The sequence below is a fragment of the Microbispora sp. H10836 genome (genome assembly GCF_012999525.1).
In the GTDB taxonomy this organism is placed as follows: Bacteria; Actinomycetota; Actinomycetes; order Streptosporangiales; family Streptosporangiaceae; genus Microbispora.
This window is the reverse complement of the sequence record NZ_JABBWU010000007.1, coordinates 26,238-46,230: the sequence shown is the minus strand read 5'-3', so window position 1 is coordinate 46,230 and position 19,993 is coordinate 26,238. Positions and strand designations below refer to the sequence as shown.

22 protein-coding genes are annotated in these 19,993 nt (G+C 74.0%); 12 read left to right on the top strand and 10 right to left on the bottom strand.

Features of this window, described 5'->3' with window-relative positions:
- The first annotated feature begins 58 nt into the window (after nt 1-58).
- Complete coding sequence (locus tag HHX30_RS14905; RefSeq protein ID WP_169982544.1) at nt 59-619, top strand: HPP family protein; 561 nt, start codon at nt 59-61, stop codon at nt 617-619.
- On the opposite strand, the gene HHX30_RS14900 is transcribed toward HHX30_RS14905, so the two are convergent.
- Both HHX30_RS14900 and HHX30_RS14895 read right to left on the bottom strand, forming a co-directional pair.
- Nucleotides 614-1,477: a universal stress protein gene (locus tag HHX30_RS14900; RefSeq protein ID WP_169982543.1), complete on the bottom strand. Its 864-nt coding sequence runs from the start codon at nt 1,475-1,477 to the stop codon at nt 614-616. The two genes, HHX30_RS14905 and HHX30_RS14900, sit on opposite strands and share 6 nt — an antisense overlap.
- Nucleotides 1,474-3,174: a GAF domain-containing protein gene (locus HHX30_RS14895; protein ID WP_169982542.1), complete on the bottom strand. Its 1,701-nt coding sequence runs from the start codon at nt 3,172-3,174 to the stop codon at nt 1,474-1,476. The genes HHX30_RS14900 and HHX30_RS14895 overlap by 4 nt, the downstream gene beginning before the upstream one ends.
- Before the next feature lie 191 nt (nt 3,175-3,365).
- Between HHX30_RS14895 and HHX30_RS14890 the strand changes: the two genes are divergently transcribed.
- Complete coding sequence (locus HHX30_RS14890) at nt 3,366-3,857, top strand: OsmC family protein (RefSeq protein ID WP_169982541.1); 492 nt, start codon at nt 3,366-3,368, stop codon at nt 3,855-3,857.
- On the opposite strand, the gene HHX30_RS14885 is transcribed toward HHX30_RS14890, so the two are convergent.
- From HHX30_RS14885 to HHX30_RS14865, 5 genes are read right to left on the bottom strand one after another with little or no spacing between them, the layout of a single operon-like run.
- Nucleotides 3,748-4,215 carry a hydrogenase maturation protease gene (locus tag HHX30_RS14885; protein WP_169982540.1) on the bottom strand — a complete coding sequence of 156 codons (468 nt, stop codon included), beginning with the start codon at nt 4,213-4,215 and terminating at the stop codon, nt 3,748-3,750. The two genes, HHX30_RS14890 and HHX30_RS14885, sit on opposite strands and share 110 nt — an antisense overlap.
- A complete protein-coding gene (locus HHX30_RS14880) occupies nt 4,208-5,509 on the bottom strand; it encodes a Ni/Fe hydrogenase subunit alpha (RefSeq protein ID WP_169982539.1) in 1,302 nt (433 codons plus the stop codon). Before HHX30_RS14880 ends, HHX30_RS14885 begins: the two co-directional genes overlap by 8 nt.
- Nucleotides 5,506-6,288 (bottom strand): oxidoreductase, encoded by a 783-nt coding sequence (locus tag HHX30_RS14875; RefSeq protein ID WP_169982538.1) that lies wholly within the window; start codon nt 6,286-6,288, stop codon nt 5,506-5,508. Before HHX30_RS14875 ends, HHX30_RS14880 begins: the two co-directional genes overlap by 4 nt.
- A 12-nt stretch (nt 6,289-6,300) precedes the next feature.
- Nucleotides 6,301-7,128: an FAD/NAD(P)-binding protein gene (locus HHX30_RS14870; protein ID WP_249350082.1), complete on the bottom strand. Its 828-nt coding sequence runs from the start codon at nt 7,126-7,128 to the stop codon at nt 6,301-6,303.
- On the bottom strand, nt 7,125-8,273 hold the full coding sequence (locus HHX30_RS14865; RefSeq protein ID WP_311922407.1) for a 4Fe-4S dicluster domain-containing protein: 1,149 nt from the start codon (nt 8,271-8,273) through the stop codon (nt 7,125-7,127). The genes HHX30_RS14870 and HHX30_RS14865 overlap by 4 nt, the downstream gene beginning before the upstream one ends.
- 167 nt (nt 8,274-8,440) lie before the next feature.
- On the opposite strand from HHX30_RS14865, the gene HHX30_RS14860 reads away from it, so the two are divergent.
- Nucleotides 8,441-8,872, top strand: coding sequence for a cellulose binding domain-containing protein (locus HHX30_RS14860; protein ID WP_169982536.1), 432 nt, complete (start codon nt 8,441-8,443; stop codon nt 8,870-8,872).
- 6 nt (nt 8,873-8,878) lie between these two features.
- Here HHX30_RS14860 and HHX30_RS14855 read toward each other — a convergent pair whose 3' ends face one another.
- Complete coding sequence (locus tag HHX30_RS14855) at nt 8,879-9,643, bottom strand: IclR family transcriptional regulator (RefSeq protein WP_169982535.1); 765 nt, start codon at nt 9,641-9,643, stop codon at nt 8,879-8,881.
- 69 nt (nt 9,644-9,712) lie between these two features.
- On the opposite strand from HHX30_RS14855, the gene pobA reads away from it, so the two are divergent.
- From pobA to HHX30_RS14815, 8 genes are read left to right on the top strand one after another with little or no spacing between them, the layout of a single operon-like run.
- Nucleotides 9,713-10,903 (top strand): 4-hydroxybenzoate 3-monooxygenase, encoded by a 1,191-nt coding sequence (pobA, locus tag HHX30_RS14850; RefSeq protein ID WP_169982534.1) that lies wholly within the window; start codon nt 9,713-9,715, stop codon nt 10,901-10,903.
- Entirely contained in the window at nt 10,897-11,568 is a 672-nt protein-coding gene (pcaH, locus tag HHX30_RS14845; RefSeq protein ID WP_169982784.1) for a protocatechuate 3,4-dioxygenase subunit beta, read from the top strand. Before pobA ends, pcaH begins: the two co-directional genes overlap by 7 nt.
- Complete coding sequence (locus HHX30_RS14840; protein WP_169982533.1) at nt 11,565-12,056, top strand: protocatechuate 3,4-dioxygenase subunit alpha; 492 nt, start codon at nt 11,565-11,567, stop codon at nt 12,054-12,056. The genes pcaH and HHX30_RS14840 overlap by 4 nt, the downstream gene beginning before the upstream one ends.
- Nucleotides 12,046-13,230, top strand: a complete 1,185-nt coding sequence (pcaB, locus tag HHX30_RS14835) for a 3-carboxy-cis,cis-muconate cycloisomerase (protein WP_211592041.1) — start codon at nt 12,046-12,048, stop codon at nt 13,228-13,230. The genes HHX30_RS14840 and pcaB overlap by 11 nt, the downstream gene beginning before the upstream one ends.
- Nucleotides 13,227-13,994, top strand: coding sequence for a 3-oxoadipate enol-lactonase (gene pcaD, locus HHX30_RS14830; RefSeq protein WP_169982532.1), 768 nt, complete (start codon nt 13,227-13,229; stop codon nt 13,992-13,994). Before pcaB ends, pcaD begins: the two co-directional genes overlap by 4 nt.
- Complete coding sequence (gene pcaC / locus HHX30_RS41640) at nt 13,991-14,371, top strand: 4-carboxymuconolactone decarboxylase (protein ID WP_169982531.1); 381 nt, start codon at nt 13,991-13,993, stop codon at nt 14,369-14,371. The genes pcaD and pcaC overlap by 4 nt, the downstream gene beginning before the upstream one ends.
- On the top strand, nt 14,368-15,288 hold the full coding sequence (locus HHX30_RS14820; RefSeq protein WP_169982530.1) for a carbohydrate kinase: 921 nt from the start codon (nt 14,368-14,370) through the stop codon (nt 15,286-15,288). The genes pcaC and HHX30_RS14820 overlap by 4 nt, the downstream gene beginning before the upstream one ends.
- The gene (locus tag HHX30_RS14815; protein ID WP_169982529.1) at nt 15,285-16,676 is read left to right on the top strand and encodes a rhodanese-like domain-containing protein; all 1,392 of its coding nucleotides are present in this window, start codon (nt 15,285-15,287) and stop codon (nt 16,674-16,676) included. The genes HHX30_RS14820 and HHX30_RS14815 overlap by 4 nt, the downstream gene beginning before the upstream one ends.
- A gap of 28 nt (nt 16,677-16,704) precedes the next feature.
- Here HHX30_RS14815 and HHX30_RS14810 read toward each other — a convergent pair whose 3' ends face one another.
- Nucleotides 16,705-17,799: a class I tRNA ligase family protein gene (locus tag HHX30_RS14810; protein ID WP_169982528.1), complete on the bottom strand. Its 1,095-nt coding sequence runs from the start codon at nt 17,797-17,799 to the stop codon at nt 16,705-16,707.
- 10 nt (nt 17,800-17,809) lie between these two features.
- Nucleotides 17,810-19,528, bottom strand: coding sequence for a DNA polymerase/3'-5' exonuclease PolX (polX, locus tag HHX30_RS14805; protein WP_169982527.1), 1,719 nt, complete (start codon nt 19,526-19,528; stop codon nt 17,810-17,812).
- Between the two features lie 235 nt (nt 19,529-19,763).
- Between polX and HHX30_RS14800 the strand changes: the two genes are divergently transcribed.
- The gene (locus HHX30_RS14800) at nt 19,764-19,952 is read left to right on the top strand and encodes a hypothetical protein (RefSeq protein ID WP_169982526.1); all 189 of its coding nucleotides are present in this window, start codon (nt 19,764-19,766) and stop codon (nt 19,950-19,952) included.
- Nucleotides 19,953-19,993: the final 41 nt, after the last annotated feature.

Sequence of the window (19,993 nt, the reverse complement as noted above, 5' to 3'; positions counted from 1 at the left end):
GCGGCGATGGAATGACCAGGTCAGGGCAGGAGTCGGGGACAGACGCGGGAGGTGGGCGATGCTGGCCGGTGAGGTCATGAGCAGCCCGGTGATCACCGTGCGCCGGGACGACTCCGTGCGGCGGGCGATCCGGGTGCTGTACGACCACGACATCACGGCCGCCCCCGTGCTCGGGGAGCACGGCGAGCTGGTCGGGATGGTCAGCGAGATCGACCTGCTGTGCGGCGCCTTCGCGCCGGGCGGCTCGGCGCCCCGGACGGTGGCGGACGTCATGTCGCGCCAGGTGAGCACGGTCGAGGACACCACCGACGCGAGGGTGCTGACGGACCTCATGATCGCGAGAAGGATCAAGAGCGTGCCGGTGCTGCGCGACGAGCGGGTGGTCGGGATGGTCAGCCGCCGCGACCTCATGGCGCTGCTGGCCAGGTCGGACGAGGAACTGCGCGACGCCGTCCTGGCCGCGCTGCGCGAGCGCTACCCCTCCGAGACGTCGTGGGAGGTGACCGTGCGCGACGGCGAGATCGACCTGCACGGCCCCGAGGGTCAGGGCCCCCAGCACGTGGCCGACCTGCTCGCGCAGGCGGTACCCGGGGTGCGTCCGGCCCGCCTTCTCTCATGACAGGACGCCCCTCACCACGGCGACCGGGCAGTGTGCGTGGGCGAGCAGGGCGCGGCTCACCGAGCCGAGCACGGCCGCGGTGAAGGCGTTGCGGCCGTGGGAGCCGACGACGAGCAGGACGGCCCGGGACGACGCCTCGACGAGCGCGGAGACCGGATGGCCGCGGACCATGTCCAGCTCGGTCTTCACGTCGGCGTACGCGCCCTGCCACGACCGCAGCTCCCCTCGCGCGTATTCCTCCGCGGCACGCCGCATCTCGTCCAGGTCCATGGCGATCGCGGCCCCGTAGGGCACCGGCGGCTCCCAGGCGCACACGATCCGCATCCGCTGGCCGCGCAGCCGCGCCTCCTCGAACGCGTAGGCCAGGGCGGCCCCGGACGTCTCGGTGCAGTCGAAGCCCGCCACGATCTCCGCCGCCTCGGGGGGCACGGGACGTACGACGACGACCGGCACGGCCACGTGCCCGGCGATCTGGTTGCCGACCGACCCGAGCAGCATGCCGGGGAAGCCGCCCGCGCCGTGGCTGCCGATCACCACTTCGGCGGCGCCGGAGGCCTGCTCACGCAGGACGCGGCCGGGACGCCCCTCGGCCAGCCGCGTGGTCACGCCGAGGCCGGGCCGCCGGTCCCGGGCGGCCCGCGCGGCGTGGTCGAGGATCTGCCGTCCCGAGGGCGCCAGCTTGTCGTAGCAGTCGGGGATCGGATAACACGGGGCGTCGTACGGCAGGCGGTCGACGGCGTGGACCACCCGCAGGGGCACGCCCCGCAGGCAGGCGTGGTCGGCCGCCCACTCCACCGCCGCGGTCGCCCCGGCGGACCCGTCGGTGCCGACGACGACCGGATCAGTGAACGGGGTCATGGCGCGTCGCCTCCTCCTGACGTCAGCGGCAGCGGGACGCTCCAGCACAGGCGGGTGCCCCCGGTGGCGAGGGCCTCGGCGGCGCAGGACCCGCCCAGGCTCTCGGCGCGCTCGCACAGGTTGCGCAGGCCGCTGCGGCGCCCCCGCGCGGGGATGCCGACCCCGTCGTCCTCCACGTGCAGGGTCAGGCGGTCCTTGTCCAGGCGCACGGTGACGGCGACCCTGCCGGCGTGGGCGTGCCGCACCACGTTGGAGATCGCCTCCCGCGCGACGGCCAGCAGGTGCTCCCCGACGACGGCGGGCACCCGGGTGTCGAGCTGGCCCTCCAGGCGCAGGGCCGGCAGGAAGCCGAGGGGCTCCCGCGCGCCCTCCACCAACTCGACCAGCCTGGCGCGCAGCCCCGGGGCGCCGGCCGGGGCCCGCAGGGCGAAGATCGTGGTGCGGATCTGCCGGATCGTGCCGTCGAGTTCGTCGATCGCGGTCCGCAGGCGCGCGGCCACCTCCGGGTGCTTCTCGAGCCTGACGGCGCCCGTCAGCGTCATCGCGACCGCGAACAACCGCTGGATGACGACGTCGTGCAGGTCCTTGGCGATGCGGTCGCGCTCCTCGAGCAGGCCGAGCCGTTCGGCGTCCCTGCGCGTCTCGTCCAGTTCGAGCGCGACGGCCGCGTGGCCGGCGAAGGAGTGCAGCATGCACACCTCCGGGCGGCTGAACGGGATGCGGCCCGGCCGCCTGCCCAGCGACAGCACCCCCCGCACCGCTCCCGGCGCCCCCAGCGGCACCGCGCACACCGCGCCGGTCCCCGCCGCCTCCCCGAAGGCGGTGATCAGGTCGGTGTCGCCCAGGTCGGTGACCACGCGGGGTTCCGCGCGGACGAAGGCCTGCCCGGCCAGCGAGCCCTCGACGGGCAGCCGGCGCCCCCGCACCGCGGCCCCGATGATCTCACCGTCCGTGATCGCGACCCGCAGCGTCCGCCCGCCCTCCTCGGGCAGGAGGATCGCCACCGCGTCGGCGGCGGCCATCCGCCGGGCGTGGCCGGCGATCAGCGTCAGCACCCGCGGCGTCTCGGCGCCGGACAGCAGGCTCGTGGTGATCTCCGCGGACGCCCGCAGCCAGGTCTCCCTGCGGCGGGTGTCCTCGTACAGGCGGGCGTTCTCGATCGCCACCCCGGCGGCGCCGGCGAGGGCGACGACCATCGCCTCGTCGTCCTCGTCGAACCCCCCTCCCCCGCGCTTGTCCGTCAGGTAGAGGTTGCCGAACACCTCCCCCCGGACCCGTACGGGCACGCCGAGGAAACCGGTCATCGGAGGGTGGCCGGGTGGGAAGCCGTACGACTCGGGGTGATCGGAGATGCGGGCCAGGCGCAGCGGCCGGGGTTCCTTGATCAGCAGCCCGAGCAGGCCGAGCCCGTGCGGCCAGTGCTCGATCCGGGCGATCTCCTGCTCACTCAGCCCCACCGGGACGAACCGGGCAAGGGTGTGGTCCTCACCGATCAGGCCGAGCGCGCCGTATCGGGCGTCGACCAGCGCGGCGGCGGTCTCGACGATCCGGCGCAGCACGGTCTCCAGATCGAGCTCCCCGCCCACCGAGACGACCGCCTCGAGCAGCGCGTGGACCCGGTCGCGCGTCGACAGGACCGCCTGCAGCCTCGTGTGCAGCTCGGTCAGCAAGCCGTCCAGGTGAGTCCGCGGGATCATGGCCGCCTCCCCCGTCGGCGCCACGCGTATCCGCCACAGATGAAGTGTCGCAAACCGGAGCACTCCCGGCTCCGGCCCTTTGCCAGGTTGCGACCGGCTTCTTACGGTCCGTGTACGCCCACCCGCTCCCAGCCTCAGACATACGCGGACATACTCGGATATAAGCCGGATCGGACCCGCGGGGGTGGGCCATGAGTGAGCGGCGTGACGGCGTCATCCGGGTCGCCTGGCACGGAGCCGATCGGTTCGACGTCCGGATCCGGCGCCACACGGTCCGCACCGACCAGCCCGCGGACGCCGGCGGGAGCGACACCGGGCCCACGCCGGCCGAGCTGTTCGTGGGCAGCGTGGCCGCCGGAGTCGCCTGCTGCGCCGAACGCTACCTGCGCCAGCGCCAGCTGCCCGCCGGGGTCGGCGTGACCGCGCGGTACAGCCTCGGCGTGTGTCCCGGGCGGATCGACCAGGTCGAGCTGTCGGTGGACGCCCCCGGCCTGCCCGCGGGGCTGCGCGCCTCGCTCCTGTCGGTCCTGGAGCACTGCGCCGTCCGCACCACGTTGCGGGTGCCGCCGCGGGTCACGTTCGAGGTCCGCCAGGCCGTTCCCGGGTCAGCCGTTCCCGCAGCCCACGGGCCGTACGGCGGACCGCGGCCAGGACCGGCGGAGTCATCGGGGCACCAGGGGTGAAGTCGCCGCCCTCGATGCCGACGACGACCAGCTCGCCGGGCAGCCGGCCGAGGGCGCGCCCCAGCTCGACGGCGTCGGCCGGCCCGAGCCCGTGAGAGCCCGCGAGTGAACGAGACCGCAGCGGCATCGGCACGGGCATGTGTACGGTGCCGGGCGGAGCGCCGGAGGAGACGGCGTCGACCACGATCGCGAGCGCGGCGCCCGACCACGCCTCGACCAGCGCCGCCGGGTCACCGCAGCTCTCCACGACCGCGACGGACGGCGGCAGCGTGCCCCGCAGCCGCCTGGCGACCTCCAGGCCCGCCGCGTCGTCGCCGCGCAGATCGCTCCCGAGGCCGACGACCACGGTCTCAGCCATGATCCACGCGCAGGTCCAGGAAGTGCGCCGAGCAGGAGATACAGGGGTCGTGGTTGCGTATCGCCTTCTCGCACAGCGCGGCGAGCTCGTCCTCGGGCAGGGTGAGCCGCGGGGCCAGCAGGTCGCGCAGGTCCGCCTCGATGCGCGCCTGGTTCTGCGCGGTCGGCGGCACGATGTCGGCCTCGGCGACCAGGCCGCCGTCGTCAAGCCGGTAGCGGTGGTAGAGCGTGCCGCGCGGGGCCTCCGACGCGCCGTGGCCGACACCCGGCCGGGCCTCGACCGGCACGCACGGCCGCTCCGGCTCGGCGTACCCGTCGAGGAGGCGCAGCGCCTCGTCACAGGCGTGCACGATCTCCACGGCCCGCACGATGATGGCGCGGTAGGGGTTGCGGCAGACGGAGCCTAGACCGGCGGCGGCGGCCGCCTCCCGCGCCACCGGGGACAGGCGCGCCGAGTTGAGCGCGTAGCGGGCCAGCGGGCCGGTGAGGTAGCCCGTCTCGCCGTCGAGCCGGGCGTGCAGCGCGGTGGAGTGCGGCACCTGTTCCTCGGTCACGTGGTCCGGCCAGTCCGCGACCGCGAAGCTCGCCGGTTCCGCGCGCCCGTCGCCGGCGCCGACCGCGCCGGACAGGATGGCGTACTCGCCGGGGTGGCGCAGCGCGAGGAACCGGTAGTCGTGCTCGACGTCGGGGAAGTCGAACCCGGCGACCCAGGCGACGGTGGCGAGTGCGTGGTCGCGGGCGCGGCGCAGCCGCTCGGCGGCGGGGGCGAGCTCGCGCCGGGACGGCACCCGGTAGAACCCGCCGACCCTGACGTTGACCGGGTGGATGGGCCGCCCGCCGATCGCGGTGACCAGCTCGTTGCCGGCCTTCTTCAGTTCGAGTCCGCGCTCCACCAGGTCGCGGTGATCGGCGGCCATCGCGACGCCGCTGTCGTAGCCGAGGAAGTCGGGCGCGTGCAGTAGGTAGACGTGCAGCGCGTGCGACTCGATCCACTCGCCGTAGTACAGCAGCAGCCGCAGGTCGCGCAGCGGGCCGGTGACCTCGGCCCCGCAGGCGGCCTCGATCGCCTGGCAGGCGCTCATCTGGTACGCGACGGGGCAGATGCCGCAGATGCGGGCGGTGATGTCGGGCGGCTCGGTGTGGCCCCGGCCCCGCAGCATCGCCTCGAAGAACCGGGGCGGCTCGTAGATCCGCAGCTCCAGGCCGGCGATCCGGCCGTCGCGGGCGTGCACGACCAGCGCACCCTCGCCCTCCACCCGGGTCAGGGCGCCGATCCGCACCGTCTTGTGGGTCACTCCTCCCCCTCCTCGAACTCCTGCGCGTCCTCGGCCGCCCGCCGGAAGGGCTCGGCCGTGGCGTGGTAGGTCCGGTAGATCCGCACCAGCTCGGGGGTGCTCATGCCGAGCCCGCGCATCCAGTGGTTCAGCGACGCGTGGTTGGGGCTCTCCATCGGCCCGAAGCAGCCGTAGCAGCCCCGGTTGAAGGTCGGGCACAGCGCCCCGCAGCCCGCCTGCGTGACCGGCCCCAGGCAGGGGGTGCCGTGCGCGACCATCACGCAGGCGTTGCCCCTGGCCTTGCACTCCACGCACACGCTGTGCGCGGGCACCACCGGCCGCCGCCCGGCGAGGAACGCCGAGATCACTTCGAGCAGCTGGTGCTTGTCCGGCGGGCAGCCGCGCAGCTCGAAGTCGACCGGCACGTGGGCGGCGATCGGGGTCGAGCGGTCCAGGGTGGCGATGTAGTCGGGCCGGGCGTAGACCACCGCGGCGAACTCCTTCACGTCGGCGAAGTCGCGCAGCGCCTGGATGCCGCCCGCGGTGGCGCACGCGCCGATCGTGACCAGCCGCTTCGACACCCGGCGCACGTACCTGATGCGCTCCAGGTCCTCCGGAGTGGTGATCGATCCCTCCACGAGCGACAGGTCGTACGGGCCGGGCCCGGGGACGCTGGACGCCTCGAGGAAATAGGCGATCTCCACCCGGGCCGCGACCGAGAGCAGCTCGTCCTCGCAGTCGAGGAACGTGAGCTGGCATCCGTCGCACGAGGCGAACTTCCACACGGCCAGCCGGGGCATCGCCGCTCCTCTCTACAGCTCCGGGACGGCGAGCATCGGCGCCACGCGGTCGTAGCGCAGCACGGGCCCGTCCTCGCACACGAACAGCGGGCCGAACTGGCAGTGGCCGCAGCGGGCCACCGCGCACTTCATGTTCCGCTCCAGCGACAGCTCCACCCGGCCGGGGGCGACGCCGCGCCGCACCAGTTCCGCCGCCGCCGTCCGCATCATGACCTCCGGCCCGCACACGAAGGCGTACGTGCGGCGCGGCTCGAAGACGATCCGGTCGATCAGGTGGGTGACCAGCCCGACCGGCCCGCGCCAGGCGTGGTCGGGGTGGTCCACGGTCACCCGGACGTCGGCGCCCTGCCGGGCCCAGCACGCCAGGTCCCGGGAATACAGGAGCAGGCCGGGAGCCCGGCTGCCGGCTATCACGCTGATCCGGCCGTATCCGGGCCGGTCCCGCAGCAGCGCCCGCACGACCGGCCGTAGCGGGGCGAGGCCCAGCCCGCCCGCGACCACCACCACGTCGAGGCCCGCCGCGGCGCGCAGGCTCCAGCCCTGGCCGTACGGCCCGCGCAGGCCGACGACGTCGCCGGGCCGCTTGCCGCACAGGGCGGCGCTGACCGCGCCCACGGCCCTGATCGTCTGCGTGTAGCCGCCGGAGCGGGCCCGCCCGCTGATCGAGACCGCGATCTCCCCCACGCCCGGGGCGTACAGCATGGTGAACTGGCCCGGCCGGAACGGCGGGCAGTCCCCGCGTACCGGCTCCAGCGTCAGGGTCACGGTGTCGGCCCGGTCCGGACGGCAGGACCGCACGCGGTACGGCGCCGGCGTCATCGGGTGCGGGCCGCCGGTCATGGCAGGTTCGCCAGCTCCTCGGTGACGTCGATGCCGACGGGACACCAGGTGATGCAGCGCCCGCAGCCGACGCAGCCGGACATGCCGAACTGGTCGATCCAGGTCGAGAACTTGTGGGTGAGCCACTGCCGGTAGCGGCCGGCGTTCGAGCCGCGCACCGGCGCCCCGTTGACCTCGGAGAAGTCCAGCGTGAAGCAGGAGTCCCAGCGCTCGATCCGCTCGGCCGTGCCGTCGGTGAACGACGTGGCGTCCTCGACGGTGCTGCAGAAGCAGGTGGGGCAGACCATCGTGCAGTTGGTGCAGGTGAGGCAGCGGGCGCCGACCTGCGCCCAGCGCGGCGAGTCGTGCGCCGACAGCCGTTCCTGGATCCCCTCGGTCTCCACGTGGCGGCCCATGTGCTCGGCGGCGTTACGGGACACCTCGGCGGAGGCCGCCAGGTCTTCGCCCGAGGCGGGGCGGTGCGGCAGCGCCGCGGCGATCCGCTCGCCCTGCTCGCTGCCGGTCTCGACGACGAACCGGTGCGGCGCGGCCAGCTCGGTGAGGGCGAGGTCGAACCCGGTCGTGGCCCGGGGACCGGTGTGCATGGAGACGCAGAAGCAGGTGCCGCCGGGGACGGCGCAGTTGACCGCGATCAGCAGCAAGGCCCGCCGCCGCCGCAGGTACGCCGGGTCGGGGTGCCTGCCACCGAGGAAGACCCGGTCCTGCACGGCGATGGCGGCCAGGTCACAGGCCCGCAGGCCGAGGAGGGCGACCCGCGGCGCGTCCTCCTCCGCCTCCTCGATCTGTTCGCCGCGCATCCGGAAGAGTGTCTGGCGGGGCGGCTGGGTGTACGCCTTGGCGGAGTCGGGACTCGCCGCGAACGAGAAGATCATCTCGCCGGCGCCCTCGGTCAGGCGGTACCGTCCGGGCTCCTGGACGTCGGTCCAGCCCCGGGCGAGCCGGTCGGCCGAGGCGATCTCCTCGAAGCGGATGACGCGCTCGCGCACCACCGGTCCCACGACGGCATAGCCCCCGGCCCGCAGCTCGGCCACCAGGGGTTCCAGAGTTTCGATCACGACGGCGTCCACGGCGTCCCCCTCGCCCGTTCGGCCCTCCCGCTCACAGTACGGCGGCCGGCGGGCGCTCAGCAGGGACGAAAGTCCCACAGGGATGCCCCGCTCCCGGGGACCGATGAAACTTTCATGCCCATGCCGGGACGACGGACGGCGTCCGGCCCGTGTACCTGACATCCGCCCGTGATCATGGTGACATTCCTGGAGCGAGGTTCGTCGAATCGGCCGCCGGAGATCCCGGCACGGCGAGAGGACAGGCAATGGCAGGGCTCTTTTTTTCGGGCGCTCATGAAACCGGTTTCAGGCGCGGGCGGACCCTCTGGATCGCCGCGGCCGCGCTGGCCGCCACCGCGGCGATCGGCGCTCCCGCCGCGCACGCGGACTCGGCGTCCTGCTCCGTCAGCTTCCCGACCGTGCATTCCTTCCCCGGGGGGTTCACGGCGGAGGGGAAGGTGGTCAACACCAGTGCGACGCCGTTGACCGGCTGGCGGGTCTCCTGGACGTTCACCCGGGACGAGAAGCTCTTCTCCCTGCTCACCACGTCCTGGACGCAGACGGGGCGGAACGTCACCGCCACCAACGTGTCCTGGAACGGCGCGATCGCGCCCGGCGGGAGCGTGAACATCACCGCGGTCGGCAACTCCACGGGCGGCACCTTCGGGCTGAGCAATGTGACCTGCACGCCGCTGTAAGACGCCTCAGGCCCGCGTGACGGCCGCCCGGTAGTCGCCGGCGATGCCGGCCGCGACGGCCAGCAGCGGGTCGACCAGGCGGGGCAGCTCACGCACCCGCCGTGACGACACCACGATGCCGACGGCCGCGACGGGCCGGTCCCCGACCAGCACCGGCGCGGCCGCCGAGCAGGAGCCGAGCGTCATCTCCTCGTGCGTCGTCGCGTACCCCTGGGCGCGCACCTGGACCAGCTCGCGGGCCAGCCGGCCCGGCTCGGTGATGGTGTGCGGGGTGGGCCGCTCCAGCGGCCGGGACAGGTAGGCGCCGACGAACCAGCCCGGTTCGTAGGCGAGCAGCGCCTTGCCGACGCCGGTCGGGTGCATGGGCAGGCGCGAGCCGGTCCGCGACACGATCGGCACCGCCCGCTTGCCGTACACCTTGTCCACGTAGAGCACCTCGACCCCGTCACGCACCGCCAGGTGGACGTTCTCGCCGGTGCCGCCGAACAGCTCCTGCAGCCAGGGGTGCGCCACCTCCTGCAGCGGGTCGGGGGCGAGCTGCCCCAGCTCCCACAGACGGCGGCCGATCTGGTAGCGCCCGTCGGCGCCGCGGCGCAGCGCGCGCCAGTCCTCCAGCTCGCCCACGAGCCGGTGGACGGTGCTCAGCGCCATGCCGGTCCGTCCGGCGATCTCCGTCAGCGTGAGCCGGGGACGGTGGACGTCGAAGGCGCCGAGGATGGCCAGCGCCCGGGAGGTCACGGAACGCCCCAGATCGCGTGCGCCGCCGGACATGCGCCTCCTCTTCCACTGAGTAGAAGCAAAGCCTACGCGGGACGGCGGATACTTCCCGATGCTTGGGCCATGCGAACTCAGGTCGGGATCATCGGAGCAGGACCGGCAGGCCTGCTGCTCTCCCATCTCCTCCATCTGCGCGGGATCGAGTCCGTGGTGCTCGAACGCCGCAGCAGGGAGTACGTCGAGCGGCGGGTGCGGGCCGGGGTGCTCGAACAGGGCACGGTGGACACGCTCGTCGAGGCGGGCGTCGGCGAGCGGATGCTGCGGGAGGGCCTGCCCCACCACGGCATCGAGCTGCGGTACGGCGGAGCGGGCCACCGGATCGCCTTCGAGCGGCTGGTGCCCGGCCGGGCCATCACCGTGTACGGCCAGCAGGAGGTCGTCAAGGACCTCATCGCCGCCCGGCTGGCGGCCGGGGGCGACGTCCGCTTCGAGGTGGACGACGTGGCGGTGCACGACGCGGCGACCGACCGGCCGTACCTCACCTTCACCGGCTCCGACGGGACGCAGCAGCGGCTGGACTGCGACGTGATCGCGGGGTGCGACGGCTTCCACGGCGTGTCCCGGCCGTCGATCCCCGAGGGCGTGCTGACCGAGTACCGCCGCGATTACCCCTTCGCCTGGCTCGGCATCCTGGCCCGGGTGAAGCCGTCGTCGGAGGAGCTGATCTACGCGCGGACCGAGCGCGGCTTCGCCTTGCACAGCATGCGCTCCCCGGAGATCAGCCGCTTCTATCTGCAGGTGGCGCCCGACGAGGACCTCGCCGAGTGGCCCGACGAACGGATCTGGGCCGAGCTGCGGGCCCGGCTGGAGACCGTCCCCGGCTTCACCCTCGCGACCGGCGACATCGTCGAAAGAGGGATCACGCCGATGCGCGGCTTCGTGGCCGAGCCCATGCAGTACGGCAGGCTGTTCCTGGCCGGGGACGCGGCGCACATCGTGCCACCGACCGGGGCGAAGGGGCTCAACCTGGCGGTCGCCGACGTGCGGGTGCTGACCGAGGCGCTGGCGCGCTTCTTCGCCGACGGGTCGACGCAGGCCCTGGACGACTACTCGCGGGCCTGCCTGCCCCGGGTGTGGCGGGCCCAGCACTTCTCGTGGTGGATGACGACGCTGCTGCACACGTTCGAGTCCGACGACGCCTACGCCAGGAAGCTGCAGACCTCCTACCTCGACTACGTGACGTCGTCGGAGGCGGCCGGGACGACGCTGGCGGAGAACTACGTGGGCCTGCCCTATGAAGAGGAGACATCGTGACGCACCCGCCCTACCTGTACGCGGGCTACGCCAGCACGGTCCTGCGGGCGCCGTCCCGGGAACCGCTGCCGATGAAGGAGGACCCGGAGGCGGCCGAGCTGACCGGCCCGGTCTTCGGCCGGGGCGAGGTGGACCCGCTCGACGCCGACCTGACCGCGGGCCACGCGGGCGAGCCGCTGGGCGAGCGCATCATCGTCACCGGGCGCGTCCTCGACGCCTCGGGCCGGCCGATCCCGGGCACGCTGGTGGAGATCTGGCAGGCCAACTCCGCCGGGCGGTACGCCCACCAGCGCGACCAGCACCCGGCGCCGCTCGACCCCAACTTCACCGGCGCGGGCCGGTGCCTGACCGACGACGAGGGACGCTACCGGTTCGTCACGATCAAGCCGGGGGCCTATCCCTGGCGCAACCACCCCAACGCCTGGCGGCCCGCGCACATCCACTTCTCGGTGTTCGGCACGGCCTTCACCCAGCGCCTGGTGACCCAGATGTACTTCCCGGGCGATCCGCTGTTCGCCTTCGACCCGATCTTCCAGTCCATCCCCGACCCGGCCGCCCGCGAGCGGCTCGTCTCCACCTTCGACCTCGACGTCACCGAGCCGGAGTGGGCGCTCGGCTACCGGTGGGACGTGGTGCTCGGCCGTACCCCGATGGAGGACGCGTGACCACCCCCTCGCAGACCGTCGGCCCGTTCTTCGGGTTCGCCCTGCCGTACGCCGCCGACTGGGAGCTCGTCCCCGAGGGCCATCCGGGAGCCGTGACGATCACCGGCCGGGTGCTCGACGGGGCCGGCGAGCCGGTGCCCGACGCCCTGCTGGAGCTGTGGACCGGGGAACCCGGCGATCGGGGCGCCCTGGGCCGCACCGGGGCCGGGGCCTCCGGCTTCGGCCGGTGCGGCACCGCGCCCGACGGCTCCTACCGGTTCCGCCTCGTGCCGCCCGCCCGGCCGTATCTGCCGCTGCTGGTCTTCGCGCGGGGCCTGCTCAAGCCGGTGCGGACCCGCGTCTACCTCGCCGACGTGCCGGACCCGCTGCTCGGTTCGCTGGACCCGGCGCGCCGCGCGACGTTGCTCGCCCGCCCGGACGGGCAGAACGCCTACCTGTTCGACGTACGGCTGCAGGGCGAGCAGGAGACGGTCTTCCTTGAGTTCTGATGTGGGGCTGCTGTGCCCCGTGTGGGCGGGCACGGACGTGGCGGCGGTCACGGACGACGACGCCTGGCTGCGGGCGATGCTGGAGACGGAGGTCTGCCTCGCACGGGCGCAGGCCCGCCTCGGCGTCGTCCCGGAGCCGGCCGTCGCCGCGATCGCCGAGGCGGCCCGGGGCTTGTCGGGCGGGGCGGACCGCCACGACGTCGCCGATCTCGCCCGCCGCGCCAGGGACGCGGGCAACCCCGTCGTGCCGCTGGTGGGGGACCTGCGGGCCGCGGCCGGCGAGGCGGGCTCCTGGGTGCATCACGGTGCCACCAGTCAGGACATCCTCGACACCGCGTCGATGCTGGTGACCGCGCGGGCCCGCGAGGTGATCCTGCGCGACCTCGACCGGGTGCTCGCCGCGCTGGCCCGGCTGGCCGCCCGGCACCGCGACACGCCGATGGCGGGCCGTACGCTCGGGCAGCAGGCCGTGCCCACCACGTTCGGGCTGAAGGCCGCCGGGTGGCTGACCGGCTGCCGGGACGCGCGCGATCGCCTGGCGGCGGTGCGGCTGCCGGTCCAGCTCGGCGGCGCGGCCGGCACCATGGCCGGATACGGGGAGAGGGCGCTCGACCTGCTGCCGCTGTTCGCGGCCGAGACCGGGCTGGCCGAGCCGGTGCTGCCCTGGCACACGCTGCGCACTCCGGTGACCGATCTCGCCTGCGCGCTCGCCGCCGTGACGGGCGCGCTGGGCAAGCTCGCCACCGACGTGATCCTGCTGGCGCAGAGCGAGGTGGGCGAGGTCGCCGAGCCCGCCGCGCCGGGCCGGGGCGGCTCGTCGGCGATGGCGCACAAACGCAACCCGGTGCTCGCCACGATGGTCAGGTCGGCGGCGCTCCAGGCGCCGGCGCAGGCACAGGTCCTGCTCGCCTCGCGGGTCGCCGAGCACGAGCGGCCCACCGGGAGCTGGCACGCCGAGTGGCAGCCGCTGCGCGAGTGCCTGCGCCTGGCGGGCGGCGCGGCCGGGACGACGGCCGAGCTGGCCGAGGGGCTGGAGGTGTTCCCCGAGCGCATGCGGCACAATCTCGATCACCTGCTCGCCGTGCTGGCCGAGCATGGGGAAGACCCGGGCATCGGGGCGGCGCCCGCCCTCGTCGACCGGGCGTTGCAGTATCACCAGAGGAAAGGCACATGATCCCGCACCACCGATTCGACGGGCCGCCGGACGCCCCGGTCGTCGTGCTCGGGCCCTCGCTGGGCACGACACTCGGCCTGTGGGAGCCCCAGCTCCCCGTGCTCACGCGCACCTGGCGGGTGCTCCGCTACGACCTGCCCGGCCACGGCGGCTCGCCCGCCGCCTCCGGTCTCCCTCGTGATCTGACCGTCGACGATCTCGCGGCCGGGGTGCTGGAGCTGCTCGACCGGCACGACCTGGACTCGGTCGCGTACGCGGGGGTGTCGCTGGGCGGGGCCGTCGGGACCACGCTGGCGCTGCGCGCGCCGGACCGCGTCGCGAGCCTGGTCCTGTGCTGCACCTCCGCCCGGTTCGGGACACCGGAGAGCTGGCGCGAACGCGCCGCGCTGGTCCGTGCCGAGGGCACGAAGCCCTTGACGGAGGCGACGAGAAGCCGGTGGTTCACGGCGGGCTTCCCCGGCGCAGGGCGCTACCTGGACATGCTGGCCGCGGTGGACCCCGAGGGGTACGCCGCGTGCTGTGACGCCCTGGCGCTGTTCGACGTCCGCGACCGGCTCGGCGAGGTCCGCGCGCCGGCGCTGGTGGTGGCGGGGGCGGAGGACCCGGCCACCCCACCCGAGCACGCCGAGGTCCTGGCCGGGGGCATCCCCGGCGCGGAGCTGCTGGTGGTGCCGGGGGCCGCCCACCTGGCCACGGCCGAACGCCCGGACGTGGTGAACGAGGCGATCGTGCGCCACCTGACCACCCGCTGGAGGACGGCATGAGCTACGACGACGGCATGCGCGTGCGCCGCGAGGTGCTGGGCGACGCCCACGTGGACCGGGCGCAGGAGCGGACCACCGAGTTCACGCTCGACTTCCAGAACCTGATCACCCGGTACGCCTGGGGGGAGATCTGGACCCGGCCGGGGCTGGACCGCCGGACCCGCAGCTGCATCACGCTCACCGCCCTGGTCGCGCGCGGGCACCTGGAGGAGCTGGCCATGCACGTGCGGGCCGCGCGGCGCAACGGGCTCACCACCGACGAGATCAAGGAGGTGCTGCTGCAGACCGCGATCTACTGCGGCGTGCCCGCCGCCAACGCCGCGTTCGCCGTCGCCCAGCGGGTGCTGGCGGAGGACGCGCGGGGGGACGCCGGATGACCTTCCTGGTGGTCGGGGAGAGCCTGGTCGACCTGATCGGCGCGCCCGGGTCGTGGACCTTCACCGCCGTGCCCGGCGGCAGCCCGCTCAACGTCGCCGTGGCCCTCGCGGCGCTGGGCCGGCCGGTGCGGTTCGCCGGCGAGGCCGGGGACGACTTCTTCGGCGGCCTGCTCCGCGATCACCTGATCCGCCACGGGATCGGGACCGGCGACCTCGCCCCGGCGACGGCGACCGGACTGGCCTTCGCCCGCGTCGGCGCGGGCGGCTCGGCCTCCTACGACTTCCGCTTCGACTGGACCTTCTCCGCTCCGGTCGCGCTCGACGGGATGACCTGCCTGCACACCGGCTCGCTGGCCACGCTGGCGGCCCCGGGCGGCGATCACGTCAGAGGCCTGATGCGGGCCGCCGCCGAGTCGGGGATCACGGTCTCCTACGACCCGAACATCCGGCCGTCCCTCATCGGCGACCGGGCACGTGCCCTGGCCCACGTCGAGGAGTGCGTACGGCTCGCGCGCCTGGTCAAGGTGAGCGCCGAGGACCTCGACTGGCTGTATCCGGGCGAGCCCTGGCCCGGGGTGGCGCGGCGCTGGGCCGGTCTCGGCCCGGCTCTCGTGGTGGTCACCCGGGGCGCCGACGGCGCCGCGGCGGTGCTGGACGGCGAGGTGATCGCCTGCCCGGCCCCGGCCGTCGAGGTCGTGGACACGGTCGGCGCGGGCGACACCTTCACCGCCGCCTACCTCGACACGCTCGACGGCGCTCCACTGAGCGCGGAGCGCGTGGCCGAGGCGCTGCGGCGCGGCTGCGCCGCCGCCGCGATCGTCTGCACCCGCGCCGGCGCGGTCCCGCCGACCCGGGAGGAGGTGAAGTCCTTTTCCCAGGGTACGGGTGCCTCACGAGACGAGGAGGGACATGAATGATCGAGATAATCCCTGTCGACACCCCCTCCCTGGGCGACCGCAGCTACCTCGGCACCGACGGTGAGGTCGCCTTCGTGGTGGACCCGCAGCGGGACATCGACCGGATGCTCCGCCTGGCCGAGCGGCGCGGCGTCGAGATCCGCCACGTGTTCGAGACCCACGTGCACAACGACTACGTGACCGGCGGGCCGGCGCTGGCCGCGGCCACCGGCGCGGACTACCACGTGAACGCGGCCGACCCCGTGGCGTTCGACCGCAGCCCGATCGAGGACGGGGACGTGGTCGAGATCGGCCCGCGGACGCGGCTGCGCGCCGTCGCCACCCCCGGCCACACCTTCACCCACCTGTCGTACGTGCTGGAGTCCCCGGACCGGCCGCCCGCCGTCTTCACCGGAGGCTCGCTGCTGCACGGCACGACCGGGCGGCCCGACCTGCTCGGCCGCGAGCACACCGGCACGCTGGCGCGGGCCCAGTACGCCTCGGCGAACCGGCTGGCCCGCGAGCTGCCGCCCGAGACGGACGTCCTGCCCACGCACGGGTTCGGCAGCTTCTGCTCGGCCACCCAGTCGGAGGTCACCGAGTCGACCATCGGCATGGAGCGGCGGGCCAACCCGGCCCTGACGCGCGGCGAGGACGAGTACGTCCGGTCGCTGCTGGCCGGGCTGGACGCCTACCCCGCCTACTACGCGCACATGTCCCCGCTCAACCGGGCCGGGGTGGACGCGCCCGACCTGTCCGCGCCGCGCCACGCGGACGCCGCCGAGCTGCGCCGCCGCCTGCGGGCCGGCGAGTGGGTCGTGGACCTGCGGTCCCGTACGGCGTTCGCGGCCGGTCACCTGGCCGGGGCGCTCAACTTCGGGCTGGACGGCAACTTCGCCATCTACCTGGGCTGGCTCATTCCCTGGGGAACGCCGGTGACGTTGCTGGGCGAGACGCCCGGGGACATCGCGGAGGCCCAGCGCGAGCTGGCGCGGATCGGCATCGACCGCCCCGCCGCGGCCGCCACCGGAGGGCCCGCCGACTGGGCCGGCGACGACAAGCCGGCGTCCATGCCCGCGGCGACCTTCGCCGACCTGGCGACCGTGCGCCGGCACCGCCCGATCGTGGTCCTGGACGTGCGCCGCGACGCGGAGTGGCGCGAGTCGCACCTGCCCGGCGCGGTCCACATTCCGCTGCACGAGCTGCCGTCGCGGCTGCACGAGGTGCCGGACGGCGAGGTGTGGACGCACTGCGCGAGCGGCTACCGGGCGTCCATCGCCGCCTCCCTCCTGGCCGCCGCCGGGCGCGAAGGCGACGTCGTCGCCGTCCACGACGACTACGACCCCAACGCCGTGATCTTGCAGTTTGCCGCAGGGGGCGGCTCCGACCTGGCACGACACCTTCCGTGATCACGCGATGCCGGCCGATGGGCCGTCGTCAGCCGAGGGCGAGCAGCGCGATCACCGTGCGGGCGGCCTGCCCGCCCTCCTCCTCGGCGATCGTCAGGGCGGCCGCGGCGTCCAGGTCGTCCAGCAGCGCGCGCACCGCCGCGCGCTCGCCCGCCGCCGACGCCCCGGGCCGCCCGGCCGCGGCGTGGAGCCGCTCCAGCCGGGCGGCGGCCGTCTCGAGGCCGCCGGGGCGGTAGTCCCAGTCGGCCGCCCACGGGTGATCGAGCAGCAGCAGGCGCACGGCGCCGGCCGGGTAGTGCCGCAGCAGGTCGGCGGTGAACACGAGGTTGCCCGCCGACTTGGCCATCTTCGCGCCGTCCACGCGGACCACCCCCACGTGCAGCCAGGAGCGGGCGAACGGCCGCACCCCGGTCGCCGCCTCGGCCATCGCGGCCTCGTACGCGTGATGCGGGAAGCGCAGGTCGGCGCCGCCCGCGTGCAGATCGAGGGCCGGGCCGAACGTCGTCAGCGCCATGGCGGCGCACTCGGCGTGCCACCCGGGCCGCCCGTCGCCCCACGGGCTCGGCCATCCCGGCTCCCCCTCCGCCGACCGCCGCCAGACGGCGACGTCCGCCGGGTCGTCCCTGCCCGGGTCATGCGGGTCGTCGCCGAACTCCGCCAGCAGGCGGGCCGCCTCCTCGGCGCCGAGCCCGGCCCGCTCGCGCACGCCCGCGCCGCGGAAGTACACCACGCCGTCCCGCTCGTAGGCGTGGCCCAGCTCCACCAGGGCGCGGGCGAGCGCCACCACCTGCGGCACGTACGTGTGCGCCCGCGGCTCGTACGTCACCGGGTGCACGTGCAACGCGGCCATGTCCCGGTCGAAGTAGAACTGCTGCACCGCGGCGAAGCTGTCGTACGGGCTGCCGGCCCGGCGCGCCGCCGAGGTCAGCACGTCGTCCACGTCGGTCACGTTGCGGCAGACCTCCACGGGCGCGCCGGTGTGCCGCAGCACCCGGGCCGCCACGTCGGCCCACACGAACGTCCTGGCGTGGCCGAGATGGGTCGTGTCGTAGGGCGTGATCCCGCACACGTACATCCGGGCCCGGCCCACCACGGGCAGCGGCCGCCTGCCGATCGTCAGCATCGAACCCCCTTCATCGCGGGCGGAGGAACTCCCGCAGCCGGTCGAGTGGCCAGGTGTTGACTACCCGTTCGGGGGTGAGCCAGCCCCGCTGCGCGGTGCCGACGCCGTACCGCATGTTGGCCAGGTGCGGCACGGCGTGCGCGTCGCTGTCGATCGCGAACAGCACGCCCCGGCCGGCCGCCCGCCTGACCAGGTCCGCGGGCAGGTCGAGCCGGTCGGGGAAGGCGTCGATCTCCAGCGCCGTGCCGGTGCGGGCGCAGGCGTCGAACACCCGCGGCCAGTCGGCGTCCACCGGCTCCCGCCTGCCGACGACCCGTGTCGTCGGATGGCCGATGATCTTCACGTACGGGTTCTCGCAGGCCTTGATCAGCCGCCGGGTCATCTCCTCGGCCGGCTGGGTGAAGTGCGAGTGCACCGAGGCCACGCACAGGTCGAACCCGGCCAGGAACTCCGGCGGCCAGTCGACCTCGCCCTCCGGGCCGATGTTGAGCTCGCACCCGTGCAGCAGCGTCATGCCGGGGCGGGCGGCGCCGAGGCGGCGGAGCCGCTCGCGCTGGTCCAGCGCCTTCTCGCCGGTCATGCGCTGCATGAAGAGGTTCGGCGCGTGGTCGGTCACCGCGTAGTAGTCGTAGCCCAGGGCCGCCGCCGCCTCGGCCATCTCCTCCAGCGATGCGAGCCCGTCGGTCAGATCCGTGTGGGTGTGCAGATCACCGCGGATGTCGGCCATGGTCACGACCTTGGGCAGCCCCTCGCCCAGCGCGGCCTCGATCTCCCCGGTGTCCTCACGGAGGGCCGGCTCGATCCACGGCAGGCCGAGCATGCCGTACACCTCCGCCTCGTCCGCCGAGGCGATCTTCTCGCCGGTCGCCACGTCGAACACGCCGTACTCCGACAGCTTGAGCTTCCGGTGCACGGCGATCTCCCGGGTGCGGATGTTGTGCGCCTTCGAGCCGGTGAAGTACTGCAGCGCGGCCCCCCAGGAGTCCCCCGGCACCACCCGCAGGTCGACCTGGAGCCCCGACACCGTGCGCACCGAGCTCTTGGTCTCGCCGTGCGCGATCACCTCGGTGACGTACGGCAGCGTGGTGAAGGCCGTCATCAGGGCGGCCGGATCCTCGGCCGTCGCCAGGACGTCGACGTCGCCGATCGTGTCCTTCATCCGCCGCAGCGACCCGGCGTACGCGCACCGCTCGCAGCCCGGCACGGCCGACAGCGCGGGGACGACCTCCTCGGCGACGGCCATGGCGATCCCGATGTGCACCCTGCTGCCGGTCTTGCGCATCACCTCGATGCCGTGGAGCAGGTTCTCCTCGGTCTTCGCGCCGAACCCGTGCAGCCCCTGCAGGAGCCCGGCGCGGATGGCCTCCTCCAGCTTCTCGACCGAGTCGACGCCCCGCTCGTGATAGAGGACCATGGCCTTCTTCGGCCCGAGCGTGGGGATCGTGGTCAGCAGGCGGACCCCCGCGGGGATCTTCGTCCGCAGTTCCTCCAGCTGGTGGATCGCCCCGGTCCGCAGGTATTCGTCGATCTTCGCGGCGATCGACGCGCCGACGTTCGGGATCGCCCGCAGGCCCGTCGCGTCCATGCCGTCGATCTCCCGGCCGTACCCGCCGACCGACCGGGCCGCCTTCTCGTAGACCCGCACCTTGAACGCGTCGCCCCCGGTGATCGCGATCAGGTCGGCGTACTCCTGCAGCAGCCCGGCGACCTCCTCGTTGCACCGTCTCATCGCAGCACCCCCAGCCAGGCTGCGACGCGCCCCCGGGCCGTCTCCAGGTGCCGAGGTCCCGGCTCGGTGTGACCGAAGACCCTGCTTGTATTTGATATCTGTTCCTGTCCGCGGAGGGCCACATCATGATCTCGGATGTCCATGGCACAATCACCGACGCCCCGATCGACCTGTCCGCCTACTCCTGCCTGGGGCGCATGGCGCTGACCGGCGACCACCTGTGGATCCCGTACGGGTGCGGATCGACAACCGCTACCTCTCCAGGTTCCTCCCGGATGTGACCGCGGCGGCTGACGGCTCGTTCGCCTTCACCGACACTCCGCCCCAGGCGGTCAAGACCATCTATCGGCTCACTTGGGCGGGCGACGACGGGTCCCTGAAGGTGCGGGCCCAGCACCAGGTGCTGGTCGGAGAAGGGCGGTAGCCGCCCCGTCATCCGCCGGCACGGCGCCGCTTGCGGCCCGT

Coding starts and splice junctions, on each gene's coding strand:
- HHX30_RS14905 (WP_169982544.1), top strand. CDS start 59: ATGCTGGCCGGTGAGGTCATGAGCAGCCCGGTGATCACCGTGCGCCGG.
- HHX30_RS14900 (WP_169982543.1), bottom strand. CDS start 1,477: ATGACCCCGTTCACTGATCCGGTCGTCGTCGGCACCGACGGGTCCGCC.
- HHX30_RS14895 (WP_169982542.1), bottom strand. CDS start 3,174: ATGATCCCGCGGACTCACCTGGACGGCTTGCTGACCGAGCTGCACACG.
- HHX30_RS14890 (WP_169982541.1), top strand. CDS start 3,366: ATGAGTGAGCGGCGTGACGGCGTCATCCGGGTCGCCTGGCACGGAGCC.
- HHX30_RS14885 (WP_169982540.1), bottom strand. CDS start 4,215: ATGGCTGAGACCGTGGTCGTCGGCCTCGGGAGCGATCTGCGCGGCGAC.
- HHX30_RS14875 (WP_169982538.1), bottom strand. CDS start 6,288: ATGCCCCGGCTGGCCGTGTGGAAGTTCGCCTCGTGCGACGGATGCCAG.
- HHX30_RS14870 (WP_249350082.1), bottom strand. CDS start 7,128: ATGACCGGCGGCCCGCACCCGATGACGCCGGCGCCGTACCGCGTGCGG.
- HHX30_RS14860 (WP_169982536.1), top strand. CDS start 8,441: ATGGCAGGGCTCTTTTTTTCGGGCGCTCATGAAACCGGTTTCAGGCGC.
- HHX30_RS14855 (WP_169982535.1), bottom strand. CDS start 9,643: ATGTCCGGCGGCGCACGCGATCTGGGGCGTTCCGTGACCTCCCGGGCG.
- pobA (WP_169982534.1), top strand. CDS start 9,713: ATGCGAACTCAGGTCGGGATCATCGGAGCAGGACCGGCAGGCCTGCTG.
- pcaD (WP_169982532.1), top strand. CDS start 13,227: ATGATCCCGCACCACCGATTCGACGGGCCGCCGGACGCCCCGGTCGTC.
- pcaC (WP_169982531.1), top strand. CDS start 13,991: ATGAGCTACGACGACGGCATGCGCGTGCGCCGCGAGGTGCTGGGCGAC.
- HHX30_RS14820 (WP_169982530.1), top strand. CDS start 14,368: ATGACCTTCCTGGTGGTCGGGGAGAGCCTGGTCGACCTGATCGGCGCG.
- HHX30_RS14815 (WP_169982529.1), top strand. CDS start 15,285: ATGATCGAGATAATCCCTGTCGACACCCCCTCCCTGGGCGACCGCAGC.
- HHX30_RS14810 (WP_169982528.1), bottom strand. CDS start 17,799: ATGCTGACGATCGGCAGGCGGCCGCTGCCCGTGGTGGGCCGGGCCCGG.
- polX (WP_169982527.1), bottom strand. CDS start 19,528: ATGAGACGGTGCAACGAGGAGGTCGCCGGGCTGCTGCAGGAGTACGCC.